Source organism: Pseudoalteromonas sp. CuT4-3, assembly GCF_035666335.1.
In the GTDB taxonomy this organism is placed as follows: Bacteria; Pseudomonadota; Gammaproteobacteria; order Enterobacterales; family Alteromonadaceae; genus Pseudoalteromonas; species Pseudoalteromonas atlantica.
Genome location: NZ_CP142030.1, coordinates 662,470 through 680,287, shown reverse-complemented (window position 1 = coordinate 680,287; position 17,818 = coordinate 662,470). Strand labels below are relative to the sequence as shown.

Here is a 17,818-nt window from a genome sequence, read left to right as displayed (position 1 = left end):
TTACTGCTTTAAAAGCCGTTGTTCTGGATTGTGTAAGTACTTTAAGCCGATGGTCACTATACGTGTATGTACCATTGTTATAACGCGTAGTTGAACATTACCAATAACCACAATTGAGCCTTTACTGATTTCTCCTGAGAGCTTTTGGTTGATCACCTCTTCCAAGCTTATGCCCTCTGGGGCGTCTATTTTCATGTGATATGAGTAAAATATATCGCCTACTAGCGTAACCCCTTTCACTTTAAGTTCGTTGCGCGCTAAGTGACTGTCTTGGTGGTTTGTTTTATCGGTTGCTGTAAAAACTAAATCAACAAAAGGTCTGTTAGCGGGTTTTAAAACAACAAATAAATGATCGTTTGGTTTTAATTTAGTAGAGCCGCGTGGCGGTATGATTGAAGGCCCTCGTGTGATCATGGCTACAACTACACTTTCTGGTAGTGCAGCATGTGACAAACTGCGCCCAGAAACGCGAGAAACCTCACTTAACGTATACTCTACAATTTCTATATCAATATCGTTTAGGGCGGTAATTTCGAGCGTTGCAGCTGCTAAATCGGGTGGCGGCTCTATTAAACTTAACTTTTTAGCCATCCAAGGCATAGTTGAGCCTTGCAACGTGGCCGAGATTAACACCACGAAAAAAACCACATTAAAAATAAGCTCCGCCCCTGAAAGGCCAAACAACAGTGGGAATATAGCTAAAATAATCGGCACTGAGCCTCTTAGCCCCACCCAAGATACAAATAAAGTTTCGCGATTATTAAAGCCAAATAATTTCAAAATTGGCGCTACCGCTAGTGGGCGAGCAACAAAAATAAGTGCCAGTGCAATTAACAACCCTTCTAACCATACATCAACCAACGACGAGGGATTAATTAAAAGCCCTAACACAACAAACATGGTTATTTGCCCAAGCCACGCTAAACCATCGTGAAACAGAAAAATGCCGCGTTTATATACAAATTTACTGTTACCTAAAATAACGCCAGTTATAAATACAGCTAAAAAGCCACTGCCGCCAAGCGTTGCAGAAAGGCCAAAAGAAAGCAGCCCAAATGCGGTTACCATTACTAAATACAAACCTGATGCGTTTAATTTTATTCGATTAATAAACCACACCGACACCTTACCAATTAAAAACCCACAAACGGCGCCTACGCCCATTTGCTGGGCAAATAACTGCAGTAAACCCAGCCCTATTGGCATGTCGTTCACTAGCATTTCGAGCAAACCAACCGTTAAAAAAATAGCCATTGGGTCGTTCGAGGCGCTTTCTATTTCAAGGGTTGATTTAAGCTTTTTATTTAGGTGAATACCGGCGCTTCGTAAAAGTGCAAATACGGCTGCGGCATCTGTAGAGCCCACAATAGCGCCCAGCAAAACACCTTGTAATACGGGTAGGTCTAAAATATAAGTGGCGACAAGGCCGGTAATTACAGCCGTTAAAAGCACCCCGACCGTTGCTAAAGCCGAAGCAGGTTTCCACACTTGTTTAATTGAACTGGTTGGCGTTTGTAGCCCACCATCAAATAGAATAATAGCCAGTGCTAGCGTGCCCAGAGCATGCGCCGCCTCTGCGTTATCGAATGATATGCCGGCAATACCGTCTTCACCTGCAAGCATGCCCACCAGTAAAAATAGCACCAGCACGGGTAAGCCAACGCGCGCAGATAGCTTGCTCGAGATAACCCCTAGTAAAATTAAAATGGCACTAACAAGAATGATATTATCTATTACAAACATAGTGTGGGTTTACAGCCTTGTATAAGTTAAAAAGTAAGAATTTATAGCTATTAAAAAGCTTAAAGCTCATGCTATACAATAACCTAAAAAATATAAATACGGGTACTTAACTGCATATTTAAAACAAAAAAGCCTGCGATTAAGCAGGCTTTTGAGTATTTAAACGAGCAAATTTTATAACACTATTATGCTTGTTACTAAGTACGCTATAAACGTCAGTGCGCCGCCAAATAACGCATACGGTAGCTGCGTTTTAACGTGGGTGAGTAAGTCACACCCCGAGGCGAGTGCCGATACGGCGCTGGTGTCGGATATAGGGGAGCAGTGATCGCCAAATATACCGCCGCCTAAAATAGCGCCCACCACCAGTGAAGGTGGCAAACCGAGCGCTTGAATAAGCGGTACGCCAATAGGAATAAGTATGGCAAATGTGCCCCACGATGTACCTGTAGTAAACGACATAACCGCGCCGGTTAAAAACAGCACTGGTACAATTAAGTAAATAGGTAGGTAATCGCCCACTAGTGATGCGACAAATACGCCCGTGCCTAGCTCTTTTAAGCTTGCGCCCAGTGTAAGTGAAAGCAATACAATGCTCACCAGCGGTAATAACTCGCCCATGCCTTTAAAGCCGGTGTCGACTAATTGATGGTGAGTAAATTGGCGCGAGCTAATCATTAAAACATATGCAACCACAATGGCTAATACCGTTGCGTATAAAACCGATTTAGAGCCGCTGCCTTCTGCAAGTACGCCGTTGCCGGTGTAAAACATAAAGCCTACCATGCTCACAATTAAGGTAAGTAATGGCACGAGCATGTAACGCGCTTTAGAGCCTTTTACTTCTTCTTTTAGGTCGGTTTTTTGCAGCTCTAGCTTTTGCTCGGCTTCTCTCATTGGGCCGTGTACTTTATCAAACGCGATAGTGTAAAACACAATGACTAGCGTGATAATGGCGTAAAAGTTGTACCCTACGCTGCCCCATAAAATAGAAACCGCCGATTCGCTTAGCTCGTAATTGCCAAGTAAACCCAGTACAAATGCGCCCCAACCGTTAAGTAATATTAAAATACACACCGGTGCACTGGTACTATCAATAATATAAGCAAGACGCGCTCGGCTCATTTTAAACTTGTCGAACAAGCCGCGCGATACAATACCTGAGGTTAATACGCTGAGGTTTGACTCTATAAATACTGCGATGCCGGTAAACATGGTTAAAAAGCCAACTTGGCGCTTACTTTTTGCAATGCCTTTATTCATAAGCATATTAACGGTGGCTGCTACGCCGCCAGATTCGCGTATGTAGGCAAGCAAGGCACCAATCATAATACTAAATATTAAAATGCGAGTGTTACCCGGCGAGCTGGCTACCGATATTATGCGCTCAATGGTATTTAAAAATGTAGCAAATAAGGTATTACCCTCGCCTTGTATAGCGAGTAAAAATTCTGACGAAGCCACGGCCACCAAAAGTGCCATTATTACTTCTTTTCGCCAAAATACGATAGCGATAGCAATGAGCGGCGGTAATATAGAATACCAAGACATAAATTAACCTTTATTAATAGCGAAGTGCGTTCGCTTTATTCACGTTGAAACGCTTATTTTACAGGCCGTTTTAAAAATGTGGCCTGAATTTGTAAACCGCTTAGCTTAATGGATTGGCTTAGTTAAGTCACCTGCAAATAAATCACTTAAGGCACTGCACTTAGGCCGTTTTAGCCTAAACGATAATTTATTGATTTAGTAGTGCTTCGTAAATAAGCGATACCACCGAGCCATATTGCGCGGTCTCGTATTGTTTGCCCAAAAACTGGTAATGTTTTTGGCTTCCTTTTATTTTTGTGTGCCGCGCATTGGTCAATAAAATAATGGCTAAGTCGTAGGTTGGATCAATAACCGTTACTGTGCCCGTCCAGCCGGTGTGCCCATACGCTTGTGCGCTTGCGTAAGGGCCAAAATGCCAACGCCTGGCTTGGTTGTTACCTGCAAGCCTAAAGCCTAGGCCATAGGTTTCGTTGTTTAATTGTGGCGTTACAAACTGCGCTAAGGTTGATGCGCTAAATAATTGGGTATTGCCAAAGCCACCTTGGTTTAATAGTACTTGGCAAAGCACAGCTAAATCGGGTGCATTACTAAATAAACCGGCATGCCCTGCTACGCCATTAAACGAATAAAATGCTCTCTCGTCGTGCACTTCGCCTTGCAAAACATTGGTACGAATATTTTCAAAGGTAATACGGCCATCACGGGTATTGCCGCTAAGCTCGGTTGCTGCAAATTCAGCGCGTTTAAAGCCCTTTTTAAGTGGGTTAAATACCGTATTGGTCAGTTTAAGTGGGGCGTAAATGTGTTGCTCTAGGTAGTCATCAAGTGGTTGCCCGGTTATTCGCTCAACTAGTACGCCTAAAATCATGTAATCAATATCGGAGTAAACGGCTTGTGCGGGGTATTTATTGCTCAGCGGTACTTGCGTAAGTAACAGCTGCTTTGTGGTTTGGCTATTTTGCGAAAAATACGCATCGCCAGTTTTAGCACCTTTACGATGAAAATCAAACACAGGTGGGTAACCTGCTGTATGCGTGAGTAAATCTTTAACTGTGCGCAGCTCGCGGCCATCACCTTTGTATTCGGGTAAGTAACTTTGTACGGGCTTGTTTATATTTAAAAGCCCTTCGCTTACAAGTTTCATTAGGGCAAAGTTAGTGGCAAATATTTTGGTGTTAGAGGCTAAATCAAACAGAGTATGTGTTTGCATTGGCTCTGGGCGTAGTAGCATTAAATCACTTTGCTGGTACTGTTTGGCATCGCCATAGGCACTAAGCTTTATGAGTTCGCCACTTTTAATAACGGCTAATACTGCCCCGGGAAAACCAGCTTGTATGTCTTTTTCAATAAGGGCATCGACCTGGCTAAAGTCTATATTACTTTGCGCAGCGGTATTTAAGGCCGGAAACTCAAAGCGCAAGGTAAGGCTTGCGCCTTTAGGTTTAATATTTTCAACCTTAAACGTATTTACCCCGTTGTGGGTGCGCCTTGCTAGCGAATACTCATATAAAGTATTAGCGGCTAATTGGTTGGTAATATTAAGCTTTTGGTTATTTATAAAAATATCGGCACTAATAGCGTTATTATTTTGAATTAATAACTGCCCTCGCCCTTTATACGCTTTGAATGTGCCACGGTTATTTACGTACTCACGGCTACTTGGGTTAGCCTCAGGAAAAGTGACAATAACTTGGGCGTTTGGAAGCGTTACTAATTTGCTTTGCTTAAGCTCACTTGCTGTAAACTCATTTGGCTTATTTGCCGTACTGCACGCTACAAGAGTAACACTAACAAGCGCCAGTAAAGCCGTTTTAAAACAGCTGCTTAATTTTTTATTTATTACTAAAGCCATTTGCACCCCTTACTTGTACAGCAAATACGGCGCTCGTTGCTTTTTAAATGCTGCAAGCCCTTGCTGCCAACTTTGTTTTATTTGCCGCTCTGATTGCCCTGCTTCAATAGCTAACCGTAGTTTGTTGGTACCAGCCAATTTATCCATAAAATCAGCGCGTTCAAAAAAGGTAATATTGTTTTTAGATAATTTATTATAAGCCGTAATTAAATAACTTAAATCAAGCCCACGCGTGTTTGCTGTGCGTAGATCGAGCCCTTTTACAGGAGTATTTTTAAATTTAGGGTTTGCTGCCGCCCCTTTAATAGAGCGCGGTGTAAAACTAAAATCCCCAAGCGCAACGGGCGAGTAGCCAATTACTTGAAACGCAAAGTCGGTGCCTCTGCCAATACTTACAGGGGTTGACTCAAAAAAGCAAAGCGACGGATACAGCGCAATTGATTGATCGTTCGGTAAATTAGGGCTGGGTTTTACAGGTAAATTGTAGGATGTTGAGCGCGTGTAATGATCAACTGGGATCACAGTAAGCTTTAAATCAGCCGCTTTATTGATCCAGCTTTCGCCTTTGATCATTTTTGCAAGCTCGCCTACCGTCATGCCGTGCAGCACGGGTATTGGGTGCATGCCTACAAACGATTTAAATTGGCGCTCAAGTATTGGCCCATCAACGTAGGCAATATTGGGGTTTGGCCTATCAAGCACAATAAATTCTATGCCCTGCTCGGCTGCGGCCTCCATCATGTAATGCATAGAGCTTATGTAGGTATAAAAGCGCACGCCTACATCTTGAATATCAAAAATAATAACATCTACTTCGCTCAAAGCCTCAGCGCTTGGTTTTTTGTTTTTGCCATAAATAGAAATAAGCGGGATACCGGTTTTACTATCAACCGCATTTTTAACATGGGCTCCAGCGTCGTGATCGCCTCTAAAGCCATGCTCAGGTGCAAAAATTTTGGTTATGGTTATATTTTTAGTGAGTAAGGCATCTACTAAATGAGTATTTTCAACAAGCGATGTTTGATTTACCACAAGCCCAACACGCTTATTTTGTAGCTGCGGCAAATAATGTTTGTATTGAGCAGCGCCAACAATTGGCGTTATTTGAGCTGTGTGAGCGTGCGCGCCCACATTAAAAATAGTGATAATAAATAGTAAAACAAAGGTGATGAATACAGCTTTAAACATACAGCAAGTTCCTTTTAAACAAGGTGTTTAAAATACCACAGCTTAAGTTAAAGAGCAGTGAATGGTTTTGAGCTGTACATAAGTAACTAGAAGCTGCGCTTCTAACGTGATCACGCTCTACGTCCACGACAATTAAACTCAGGGTTTAAAGTTTTCCCGTAGATACCATCTCTCATTTTAAGCTTCAAGGTCGTACTTAACTTTCTTGGAGCTTAAACTCTTCTTGGTTTTTTATTACACCAAAACATATATGAATGAGCTTTCTCATATTCGCACATACAGCTTGCATCGGTGTTTTACCGTTATTTATTAATGTTAACTTGTGTCGTTTTATTCTTTTATTCCATTGCCCAGCGACAATGGCTGCCATGTAGAGTTTACAGCGAATTCTGGCTGGCCCAAGTTTACTGATTGTTGTTCGCCCTTTTAATTTACCCGATTCATTGTGCCGTGGGATTAATCCACAATAAGCTGCTGCTTCTTTGGCTTTATTAAACTTTTTAGCCGCAAACAAATATGTCAGCTCTCTCGATAATACATGCCCAATGCCAGGTATAGACTCTAGTAGTTTCCTGTTTCTTTTTAAACCAGGCTCATTATCTATGTGATCATCAATGTCAGATTTAAGCTGTTTAATTTCGTCATCTAAAAATGCGATAGTCACTTTTATCGATTGGCGAACACGTGCTGAAACGTTGCTGAATTCACTTGCTTCTAATCGGTTAGCTTCTCGTTGCCGGTTACTCTCAAGCGCATCTAAACGACGGATAAGGGCTTTAAGCTCTCTAACTTCTAACGCTTCAGGTTGCCAATAATCAACGACTGCGTGCTTTGCACAGCCGTAGTGGGCAAGCATCGTTGCATCAGATTTGTCTGTTTTATGAATTATGTTTAACGCGTCAGCATACTTTTTCGCTTTGCCTGTATTCGCTAAAATAATATTAAAGCCTTGCTCATGTAAAAAATACATCAGTGCTTCATGATAAACACCCGTTGGTTCGAGGGTGATAACGAGCTCACTAGCAACGCTTTTAGTTGTATTTAAAAGCCACTTTTCTATTTTCTCAAAGTCTTGATGCTTGTTTTTAAAGACTTTTGTTTTAATCTTGTTTGTAAGCTGGTCTCTCAACCACGATAAATCAATTTTCTCTTTACTAATATCAATGCCGATAAACATCATCTCTACTTACTCCCCTTGTACATACAGCATCTACTTAAATAAAAGTGTGCTTGGATACCATTCAGTTTGTGAGAATAGAAAGTCAGGGCTTTATCTACGGAGCAGTATTAAATACTAGGCGCAAAGGCAAGCTCACTGACTTCGATGTGATAAATGATAGCTAATCATTTATCAACGAGAGATACAAGGCGCTAAGCTTGCTAGCGCGACGAGCATAGCTTGTAAATGGGTTAAATACTAATGTTGGTTTTGAGCTTCTCATTTATTCCTCTTTCACTTCTCTTTGTAATGTTTCTTAAAACAAATTATTCACAAAGAGGTTAAGAGGCGCTGCGCTTTTAGAGAAGTGACTGAATAGAAGATTTGGCACTATGTAAAATTGGATTTTACTAATACCTGATAGCTGAAAGCTTTCTCAAATTTCAGACACAAAAAAACCGACTTAATGTCGGCATATGTATGAAAGTGGTGGGCGCAGGACGTATCTTCTAAGAGTGAACCTCCGACCGCTTGGCTTTAAGCCAACACTTTACTTATTTATACTCTAAGCAGAGTCTATGAAAGTGGTGGGCGCAGGAGGATTCGAACCTCCGACCGCCTGGTTCGTAGCCAGGTACTCTATCCAGCTGAGCTATGCGCCCACTTTCATTTTTTCTTATTTATACTCTAAGCGGAGTTTCTGAAACAATAAATATAAGTATACATCGTAAAATATGCGCTTAACTTATATGTTATTTCAGACACAAAAAAACCGACTTTTGTCGGCTTATTTATGAAAGTGGTGGGCGCAGGAGGATTCGAACCTCCGACCGCCTGGTTCGTAGCCAGGTACTCTATCCAGCTGAGCTATGCGCCCACTTTCATTAGTTACTTGTTTATACTCTAAGTTAGAGTGTGTAAAAGTGGTGGGCGTAGGACGTAACTTTTAAGAGTGAACCTCCGACTGCTTGGCTTTAGCCAACACTTTCTACTTGTTTATACTCTAAGCAGAGTGTTGTAAAAGTGGTGGGCGCAGGAGGATTCGAACCTCCGACCGCCTGGTTCGTAGCCAGGTACTCTATCCAGCTGAGCTATGCGCCCACTTTTACTGTTTGCTTATTTATACTCTAAGCAGAGTGTGTAAAAAGTGCTGGAAGCAGGACGTATCTTGTAAGAATGAACCTCCGACCGATTTGGTTTTAAACCAAACACTTTAACTTATTTATACTCTAAGCAGAGTGTGTAAAGAGTGGTGGGCGCAGGAGGATTCGAACCTCCGACCGCCTGGTTCGTAGCCAGGTACTCTATCCAGCTGAGCTATGCGCCCAATCTTTACTTTACAAGACTGCCATTAAAAGAAATGGTGGAGAAGGAGGGATTCGAACCCTCGATAGAGCTACAAACTCTATACTCCCTTAGCAGGGGAGCTCCTTCGGCCACTCGGACACCTCTCCGTCTTGTGGGGCGTATAATAAAGATTTCAGAAAATATGTCAAACACTTTTATGCCAAAAATGACTATCTGGTTACAGAACGCACATAAGTCAGCTTTAATTGTATAATTGGTTTGAAAAGTAAACGATTTAAATATTTTTGTCTTGTGGATTAACGCCCATTAAAGGCACTAAATCATCTTTGAGCTGCGCTAAATATTGCTCTTGGTAACCTAATTGCTGAAATTCAGCAATACAGGCTCGGTAATAAGCTTGTCGCTTTTGCTCTGTGGTGTCAGTTTCTGGCGATTCTTCAACTCGGTTGTCTTTCATATTATATTCTAAGTCCATTTGAGAATTCATATTTAGAGTGCTATTTTAACCCAGCTCAAAATTTTGGCGTATTTTAGCTAAGTTTTTTACATAAATACAACATAATGTTTAAAAAACAGTCATAAAATTACGTTATAGCACCGTTATTAAGGTTATTTAAAACAAGGCTACATTAAATAACCCAATCTGAATTAACTATTAATAAGTACTAATAACTAGCTTTAAAATTTAGTTTAGTACTAATTAATTAAAAAGCGAACAATCTTATCCTCTCTTTCGTCTGTTTTTATAAAGCAATTTACTCTCCAACTTTTTCTGCATTGGCGCTTATTTTTATACTCACACAAAAACGCCGCTAAAATTTAGCGGCGTTTATCGCATTTATTTTGTTAAAGCTTAGTCAGCTTGTGGGCGCATATGCGGGAACAAAATAACATCTTTAATGGTTGGTGAATCAGTAAATAACATTACTAAGCGGTCAATACCAATACCTTCACCGGCAGTAGGCGGTAAGCCGTACTCTAGTGCGCGTATGTAGTCTTCATCGTAATGCATTGCTTCATCATCGCCGGCGTCTTTTTCTTCAACTTGGCGAGTAAAGCGCTCTGCTTGATCTTGTGCATCGTTAAGCTCCGAGAAGCCATTTGCAAGCTCACGTCCGCCAACAAAAAACTCAAAGCGGTCGGTAACAAATGGGTTTTCGTCGTTACGGCGCGCAAGTGGCGATACTTCCCACGGGTAGCCTGTAATAAATGTAGGTTGGATAAGCATGTGCTCAGCCGTCTCTTCAAATATTTCACATAAAAACTTACCAGGGCCCCATACACAATTTTCAGGAATTTTAACGTGCACTTGTTTAGCGTACGCTTTTAGTTCTTCAAAGTGGTTTTCTGGGTCATTAAATACCGCAGCATCAAACTCAGGGTTATATTTTAAGATAGCATCAGCCATGCTTAGGCGCTCAAACGGTTGGCCAAAGTCGTACTCTACTGAGTCGATAACTTCGCCGTTTTCATCTTTAGTGGTATTAACTACAATTGGGCTACCTAAAACGTTAGTTGCAACTGTACGTAGCATGTCTTCGGTAATGTTCATCAGATCGATGTAATCAGCGTAGGCTTGGTAAAATTCAATCATAGTGAATTCTGGGTTGTGGCGCGTTGATAACCCTTCGTTACGGAAGTTACGGTTAATTTCAAATACGCGGTCAAAACCACCTACTACTAAACGCTTAAGGTAAAGCTCAGGTGCTATACGTAAGTACATGTCTATATCAAGTGCGTTATGGTGAGTCACAAATGGACGCGCAGACGCACCGCCAGGAATAACCTGTAGCATTGGCGTTTCTACTTCCATAAAGTCGCGCTCTGCTAAAAAGCGACGAATACCTTCAACTACTTGTGAGCGAATGCGGAATGTTTCGCGCGTTGCTTCGTTAGTAATTAAATCAACATAACGTTGACGGTACTTGGTTTCTTGATCTGATAAACCATGAAACTTCTCTGGTAATGGGCGTAGTGACTTAGTAAGTAGTTCGTACTCGGTCATTTCTACGTATAAATCGCCTTTACCTGATTTATTAAGCGCACCTTTAACACCAATAATATCGCCAATATCTAGTTGGCCATATTTTGCTTTTAAGTCTTTTTGCACATCTTTAGATGCGTAAGCTTGTACACGGCCTTTCATGTCTTGAATGGCCATAAAAGGACCACGCTTAGCTAAAATACGGCCAGCAATTGATACAACGTGCTTAAGCTCTACTAATTCTTCTTTACTCTTATCACCAAACTCAGCCTGTAAATCAGCCGTGTAATGTTCACGACGGAACTGATTAGGATGACCGTTGGCTGGGCAATTTTCGCGAATAGCGTCTAATTTGCCGCGACGCTCAGCGATTAACTTATTTTCGTCTTGGATTTGATCAGTCATTTTTTAGCTCTTTTTTAGCTTGGTGGTTATAGGCCAGATTTTAGGCTGGCTTCAATAAATTTGTCTAGGTTGCCGTCAAGTACCGATTGCGTATTACGGTTTTCAACGCCAGTTCGTAAATCTTTAATACGTGCATCATCAAGTACGTAAGAACGAATTTGACTTCCCCAGCCAATATCCGACTTTGCGTCTTCTTGCGATTGCTTTTCAGCATTTTGCTGCTGAAGTTCAAGCTCAAATAATTTTGCTTTTAACTGCTTCATTGCTTGGGCTTTATTTTTGTGTTGTGAGCGCTCGTTTTGACACTGAACAACCGTGTTAGTAGGTACGTGAGTAATACGTACTGCCGATTCGGTGGTATTAACGTGCTGACCACCCGCGCCTGATGCACGGTAAACGTCTATACGTAAGTCAGCCGGATTAATATCAATTTCAATATTGTCATCTACTTCTGGGTAAACAAACGCAGAGGCAAACGAGGTATGACGACGACCACTTGAATCAAATGGGCTTTTACGTACTAAGCGGTGTACACCTGTTTCTGTGCGCAGCCAACCATATGCGTATTCGCCTACAAAGCGCACTGTTGCACCTTTAATACCGGCTACATCGCCATCGGTTGCTTCTACTAGCTCAACTTTAAAGCCTTTCGCTTCGCCCCAGCGTAAATACATGCGTAATAACATGTTACACCAGTCTTGTGCTTCAGTACCGCCAGACCCAGACTGTAAATCAAGGTAAGCATCGTTTGCATCGTGAGAGCCCGAAAACATACGGCGAAACTCTAAACCCTCAAGCTGTTTATTTAAGCCTTCAAGTTCAGTTTTCGCTTCAACAAACGTGTCTTCGTCTTCTGCTTCTACTGCAAGCTCTAATAAACCTTCTACGTCGTCAGCACCTGCTACTAAGTTGTCGATTGTTTCAACAACGGCTTCTAAAGCTGATTTTTCACGGCCCAGTGCTTGTGCGCGCTCAGGTTCATTCCATACGGCTGAATCTTCAAGTTCGGCGTTTACTTCTTCTAGGCGCTCTTGTTTATGAGCGTAGTCAAAGGTACCCCCGAAGCAGTTCAGTACGTTCGCGAATTTCCTTGATTTGATTAATCACAGGATTCACTTCAAACATGTACATTACTCCAAAATGGCTAGATTATTGCGCGCTAAAATTAACACTAAACGCAATAAATTATCGTCAAATGATAAAAACGCCCGATTTTAACAAAAAACCGCGCGCTTTATTAGCCTTTTATGCATGCATTGTGCATATTTTTTAATGCACTTTTTCAAGCTCGCGAACAATTAATTGCAGGCTAAACTTGCCTCTAAATTCGTTTATGTCGAGCTGATAAGCCACTTTGACATAACGGGCCTCGGTGTCGGGCCATGCTTTTACATCTATTCCAAATGCAATGGCGTCAACTAAGCGCCCAGATTGATGTTTAAGCACCAGTTTTAAGTGTTTTTCGCCCACTATACGCTGCTGAATAACCTCAAAGGTGTGCTCAAATACCGGCTCAGGAAATTGCTGCCCCCATGGGCCTGATTGCTTTAATAGCTGAGCAAAGTCCATTGTAAAGCACTCGTTTGGCAGCTCGCCGTCGGTAAATACAATGCAGCGTTTACTTTCTTCGCTTAACTGCGCGCTTACAGCTGCATCAAACGCGTTTTTAAAGTCATTAAAATTTTGCTCATCAATACTTAGCCCTGCCGCCATGGCATGGCCGCCAAATTTATTAATTAAGTGCGGGTCGGCGGTATTTAGCCCTTCGAGTAAATCGCGCATGTGCAGCCCTTCAATAGAGCGGCACGAGCCTTTTATTTCACCGTTTTCGCCACCGGCAAAAATAACGGTTGGACGGTGGTATTTTTCTTTTAAGCGACCCGCCAAAATACCAATAACACCTTGGTGCCAATCTTCTTGGTATAAACAAATGGCATCGGGAATGTTGTCGTTACTAAACGCGAGCCTATCAAGCACTGCTTGCGCCTCGGCTTGCATGCCCTGCTCTATTTCGCGCCGTGCATGGTTTAAGCTATCTAACTCGCTGGCAATACGCCTTGCTTGGTTTATATCGGTACTTAATAAGCACGCTATGCCCAAACTCATGTCATCTAGTCGCCCTGCTGCGTTTAAACGCGGGGCCAACGAAAAACCAAAGTCACTGGCGCTTAAACGCGCAGCATTACGATTAGCCACTTCAATAAGCGCAGTAATACCTGGGCGTGTTTTACCGCTGCGAATACGCGCTAACCCTTGATGTACTAAAGTGCGGTTATTTGCATCAAGCGCGACTACATCGGCCACGGTGCCTAGGGCAACTATATCAAGCAAGTCGGCTAAATTTGGCATAGCATGGCGTTCAAAATAACCTTGCTTTCGTAACGTGCTTCTAAGAGCTATAAGCAAGTAAAAGGCAACGCCGACACCCGCAATTGATTTTGAAGGAAAACGGCAATCATGGCGATTTGGGTTAACAATTGCATCGGCATTAGGGAGCTGCTCCCCTTGCAAGTGGTGATCAGTAACCAGTACTTTAATGCCCACTTTTTTTAGTATGTCTATGCCTGCAATACATGAAATACCGTTATCTACCGTAATGACCAGCTCTGGTTTTATATCAACAATTTGCTCAGCAAGCGCTGGGCTTAAACCATAACCTAAGCTAAATCTATCCGGTACAAGGTAGTCTAAGTTATTAAAGCCAAACATTGCCAAGCCTTGCATTAAGGTGGCTGTACTGGTTGCGCCATCGGCATCGAAGTCGCCAACAATTAAAATGCGGCTTTGCGCATTCAGCGCATCAATTAATAGCTCGGTGGCTTTGTCGATGTCTTTAAACAGTTTAAAATCGATTAGCGTGGCTGCACTATTATTTAGCTCGTGTGCATTTTGCACGTTACGCGTAGCATAAATTTGCTTAATAACAGGGTGCAGATCGCTTGGCAGGTAAGAATCGTCTACATTTTCGCGCGCAATGATCAGTTTTTTCATGCTGGTTTTTAACTTATGGTGTTCATAATAAAAAGACAAAAAAAGGCCATAAAGGCCTTTTTAAACCAATTCACTTAATTAAGTGATCTATTTTGAGGCTGAAAAAACGTGTTGATAGCTAGGCAAAAAATTCGCTATTTAGTTGTTCTCGGCAATTGCTCCTGCATTGCTCTATCTTCTGCATCCATGCAGTCGTAAATAAGCATTTTTTAACGCCTGTAGCAGCATGTTTAGCCCCGCAAAATGATTAAGTATTATCGCGGATTGGTATTAAACAGGTACTCAGATTTTTAATTAACCTGCTTTGTTCGCCTCAAGCGCTGCACTTAATGCGGCGGCTGGCTGGTAGCCAGGGATCATTGTACCGTCTTCTAAAATAATGGCTGGCGTACCGCTAATACCAAAACTTTGGCCTAGCTGGTAATGCTCAGCTACTGGTGCGCTACAACCGGCAACTACTTTAGTGTCTTCGCCTGATTTAGCTTCTGTTAGTGCTTCTTGTTGGTCGCGTGCACACCATACGTTCATTAAATCGGCGTAGCCCGAACCTTGCAGTCCACCACGCGGAAACGCTAAATAACGAACAGTAATGCCTGCATCAAGCAAGTCGTCTAGTTCGCGGTGTAATTTACGACAATAGCCACAACTAATATCGGTAAATACCGTAATTTGGTGTTTTTCGTTAGGCGCTTTATAAACAATCATTGAATCTTGGTATTCTTTAATACCTTCAACACGGACACCATTTAACGCTTGCTCGGTTAAGTTGCTGCGGTTGTTTAAATCAATTAGCGTGCCTTGCATTAAAAACTGGCCGTCTGGGCTGGCGTAAAGTACACCTTTATTTGTAATAAGCTCTTTTAAACCGGCAACGGGGCTTGGGTTTATTTGCTTAACTGTTACACCTAACGTGGCAAATTTAGTAACAATAGGATCATTAGCATCTGGCGTTGTGGCTACGCCATTTGCAAATGCACTAATACTTGTGCACAACATTGCACCTGCTAACATTAATTTTTTCATAATTTTCTCTATCTAATAATACGTACTAAATTGACCGCTAAGCTGATATTAAATTTCATATTACGCGCGCGGATGATGCTCTGAGTGTACCGATTTTAATCGCTCATTGGCAACATGGGTATAAATTTGTGTAGTCGATAAGTCGCTGTGCCCTAACATCATCTGCACCACTCTTAAGTCGGCACCATGATTAAGTAAATGTGTTGCAAAGGCGTGACGCAATGTATGCGGCGATAAATCTGACTCAATAGACGCCAAAATAGCATAGTGTTTAATACGATGCCAAAAGGTTTGTCGGGTCATACCTACACCGCGTTTTGAAGGAAACACAAAATCGGTGGCGTGTTTTATCATTTGCGCACGCCCCCCTTTTAAAAACTGCTCAAGCCAGTACATGGCTTCTTCGCCTAAGGGTACTAAGCGCTCTTTGTTGCCTTTACCTTTTACAAACACAACCGACTGGCGCAAGTTAATTTGCTCCATACGCAGCCCCACCAACTCAGTTACACGTAAACCAGTTGCATAAAGTAGCTCTAGCATGGCTTTATCGCGCAGCCCCATTGGATCTTCAATATTGGGTGCGCTTAATAATGCCTCTACTTCGGCTTCTGAGAGCGTTTTAGGTAACGATTGGCCCGCTTTTGGTTGCGCAATGTTTTCAAGCGGTGAGCTTGCGATACGTTTTTCACGTACAAAATACTGATAAAACCGCTTTAACGCACTTATGCTGCGTGCCGTGCTACGTGGTTTTAACCCTAAATCTACGCGATACGCTAGATAGCTTTCTATATCTAAGCTGGTTACCGTCATTAAGCTTTCGCCTTTTAAAAACTGACAAAACTTATCTAGGTCACTGCGATACGCGCTAAGGGTGTTTTCGCTTACACCTTGCTCTAAGTACAAGCTATCTAAAAAGGTTTCTAAAAAGTCGCTGTTGCTGTTTAGCTCGGTATTTGGTTCAGGTAAATCGTCAGGTAGCGTTGTCACGTTGTGATCTCATGTTGGTAATACCCACGGTAGAAGGTATCAATTAAAAATACCTTACGGTAAACTGCGCCCTATCATAACAGGCAATTACACAGTGATAAATACGATGCAGATTGGTTTATTTTTTGGCTCTACTACATGCTACACAGAGATGGCAGCAGAAAAAATTCGCGACCTTATTGGCGCCGATGTAGTGACCTTACACAATATTAAAGACGAACCACTTAAAAATGCAGAGCAGTACGACTTTATCATCTTTGGTATTTCAACATGGGATTTTGGAGAAATACAAGAAGACTGGGAGTCTAAGTGGGACGACATTAAAGATGTAAACCTAAATGGTAAAACCATTGCTTTATTTGGCATGGGCGACCAACAAGGTTACGGACAATGGTTTCAAGACGCCCTTGGTATGCTTCACGATGAAATAAATACCCAGTCGTTTACGCAACTTGGTTTTTGGCCAAACGATGAAAACTACGAGTTTGAAGCGTCAAAAGCACTTACCCCCGATGGCAAACACTTTGTTGGCCTAGCGCTTGATGAAGACAGCCAATACGAGCTAAGCGATGAGCGCATAGCCAGCTGGGTTGAACAAATAATGACAGAGTATAGCGAAACGCTATAACGAGTTTGGCCTAAACCATGTTTAGGCCAATACATTACAAATAACTAAGTTTTTTAGCGCACTTTTTTTCACGTATTTTTGCTTGCCTTTGCAATAGCCAATTAGGCGCAAAGGTATTAATAATACATGCCAGTACAATAAGCGCTGAGCCTATTACTTGCGATAGACTTAATGTTGTATCGTAAAAAATTAGCTGAAATAACAACGCAAATAATAAGTTAGAATAAATAAGCGGCGCTAGCTGCGAGTTAGAACTGGCTAATCGGTACGCCTTTCCTCTAAAAAATTGCGTTGCAGCAGTCGTAAACCCAATTAACGCCACCATCAGTAATAAACTGTAATTGCTTATATCGATTGCAAAACCTTGGTAAAAGCGCTCACCTTCGCTGGTAAACATTAATACTGGCACCATAAAAATGGCAGCCAGTGTAAAACTCCAACCGTTAATAACCATCATCGGAAGGTTAATTTTACTGGCTCTAAACAAGGTGATTTGCGAGCAGGCATTAAAAATACCAGCCCCTAAACCAATTAATAAGCTCCAGCGCCATTGTATGCCATCGCTATGAATATTTTGAATAATCACACCCGCAAACATCAGCGCCATTGTAGGTAGCAATAACCAATTTAATTTAGTTTTAAAAAGCACCCGTTCTATTAGCGGTATAAATAACGGCCCAGTGCTAAATAAAATAACCGCTTCCACCAGCGTTAAAGTATTTAGCGCCACTAAAAAGCAGTTTTGGCACAGCACTATAAAAATTGCGCGAATAGCAAAGGTTCGCCATGCTGATTTATTAGGCAGTTGCCATTTAATACCTGCCGCCAAAGCCAGCATAATAATCGCGGGTAAAAACACCCGTAAAAAAACCACTTCGCTGGTGCTAAAGTAATTGGTAAGTAACTTGGCTATAAAGCTATTTAACGCCAAGGTAAATGTAGAGAGCAGCATAAACACACTAGCACGAGAATTTAACGTCACCGCAGTTATCCTTTGAA

The 17,818-nt window shown here is 42.0% G+C and carries 13 protein-coding genes and 5 tRNA genes; 1 reads left to right on the top strand and 17 read right to left on the bottom strand.

The genetic code is table 11. The features are described from left to right. The 16 genes from VOI46_RS02990 to xerD all read right to left on the bottom strand — a co-directional run bounded on the left by VOI46_RS02990 (window position 1) and on the right by xerD (window position 16,191). A complete protein-coding gene (locus tag VOI46_RS02990; RefSeq protein WP_004587502.1) occupies window positions 1–1,743 on the bottom strand; it encodes a potassium/proton antiporter in 1,743 nt (580 codons plus the stop codon). 174 nt (window positions 1,744–1,917) lie between these two features. Next, on the bottom strand, window positions 1,918–3,294 hold the full coding sequence (locus tag VOI46_RS02985; RefSeq protein WP_004587501.1) for a Na+/H+ antiporter NhaC family protein: 1,377 nt from the start codon (window positions 3,292–3,294) through the stop codon (window positions 1,918–1,920). Window positions 3,295–3,481: 187 nt separating this feature from the next. Beyond that, a complete protein-coding gene (gene pbp4b / locus VOI46_RS02980; RefSeq protein ID WP_004587500.1) occupies window positions 3,482–5,146 on the bottom strand; it encodes a penicillin binding protein PBP4B in 1,665 nt (554 codons plus the stop codon). 9 nt (window positions 5,147–5,155) lie between these two features. Next, complete coding sequence (locus VOI46_RS02975) at window positions 5,156–6,334, bottom strand: DUF1343 domain-containing protein (protein ID WP_004587499.1); 1,179 nt, start codon at window positions 6,332–6,334, stop codon at window positions 5,156–5,158. 196 nt (window positions 6,335–6,530) lie between these two features. Further along, window positions 6,531–7,514, bottom strand: a complete 984-nt coding sequence (locus VOI46_RS02970; protein ID WP_096739135.1) for an IS110 family transposase — start codon at window positions 7,512–7,514, stop codon at window positions 6,531–6,533. A 564-nt stretch (window positions 7,515–8,078) separates the two neighbouring features. Continuing rightward, a tRNA-Arg gene (locus tag VOI46_RS02965) sits at window positions 8,079–8,155 on the bottom strand. Between the two features lie 138 nt (window positions 8,156–8,293). Beyond that, window positions 8,294–8,370: transfer RNA gene (locus VOI46_RS02960), tRNA-Arg, on the bottom strand. A gap of 147 nt (window positions 8,371–8,517) precedes the next feature. Beyond that, a tRNA-Arg gene (locus VOI46_RS02955) sits at window positions 8,518–8,594 on the bottom strand. A 149-nt stretch (window positions 8,595–8,743) separates the two neighbouring features. Then, window positions 8,744–8,820: transfer RNA gene (locus tag VOI46_RS02950), tRNA-Arg, on the bottom strand. Window positions 8,821–8,854: 34 nt separating this feature from the next. Beyond that, window positions 8,855–8,947 (bottom strand) — tRNA-Ser (locus tag VOI46_RS02945). 128 nt (window positions 8,948–9,075) lie between these two features. Then, window positions 9,076–9,258 (bottom strand): hypothetical protein, encoded by a 183-nt coding sequence (locus VOI46_RS02940; protein WP_024031585.1) that lies wholly within the window; start codon window positions 9,256–9,258, stop codon window positions 9,076–9,078. A gap of 396 nt (window positions 9,259–9,654) precedes the next feature. Next, window positions 9,655–11,190: a lysine--tRNA ligase gene (gene lysS, locus VOI46_RS02935; protein WP_004588007.1), complete on the bottom strand. Its 1,536-nt coding sequence runs from the start codon at window positions 11,188–11,190 to the stop codon at window positions 9,655–9,657. 26 nt (window positions 11,191–11,216) lie between these two features. Then, a protein-coding gene (gene prfB / locus VOI46_RS02930) for a peptide chain release factor 2 (protein ID WP_138725013.1) occupies window positions 11,217–12,315 on the bottom strand; the annotation gives its coding sequence in 2 pieces (ribosomal slippage) (window positions 11,217–12,239 and window positions 12,241–12,315; 1,098 coding nt in all). Between the two features lie 144 nt (window positions 12,316–12,459). Continuing rightward, window positions 12,460–14,181 (bottom strand): single-stranded-DNA-specific exonuclease RecJ, encoded by a 1,722-nt coding sequence (gene recJ, locus VOI46_RS02925; protein ID WP_004588005.1) that lies wholly within the window; start codon window positions 14,179–14,181, stop codon window positions 12,460–12,462. 294 nt (window positions 14,182–14,475) lie between these two features. Further along, window positions 14,476–15,204, bottom strand: coding sequence for a bifunctional protein-disulfide isomerase/oxidoreductase DsbC (dsbC, locus tag VOI46_RS02920; protein ID WP_004588004.1), 729 nt, complete (start codon window positions 15,202–15,204; stop codon window positions 14,476–14,478). 60 nt (window positions 15,205–15,264) lie between these two features. Beyond that, window positions 15,265–16,191, bottom strand: a complete 927-nt coding sequence (gene xerD, locus VOI46_RS02915; RefSeq protein WP_004588003.1) for a site-specific tyrosine recombinase XerD — start codon at window positions 16,189–16,191, stop codon at window positions 15,265–15,267. A gap of 106 nt (window positions 16,192–16,297) precedes the next feature. On the opposite strand from xerD, the gene fldB reads away from it, so the two are divergent. Beyond that, the gene (fldB, locus tag VOI46_RS02910; protein ID WP_004588002.1) at window positions 16,298–16,819 is read left to right on the top strand and encodes a flavodoxin FldB; all 522 of its coding nucleotides are present in this window, start codon (window positions 16,298–16,300) and stop codon (window positions 16,817–16,819) included. 34 nt (window positions 16,820–16,853) lie between these two features. Here the strand turns inward: fldB and VOI46_RS02905 are convergent, their stop codons facing one another. Next, on the bottom strand, window positions 16,854–17,801 hold the full coding sequence (locus VOI46_RS02905) for a DMT family transporter (protein WP_004588001.1): 948 nt from the start codon (window positions 17,799–17,801) through the stop codon (window positions 16,854–16,856). Window positions 17,802–17,818 lie beyond the last annotated feature (17 nt).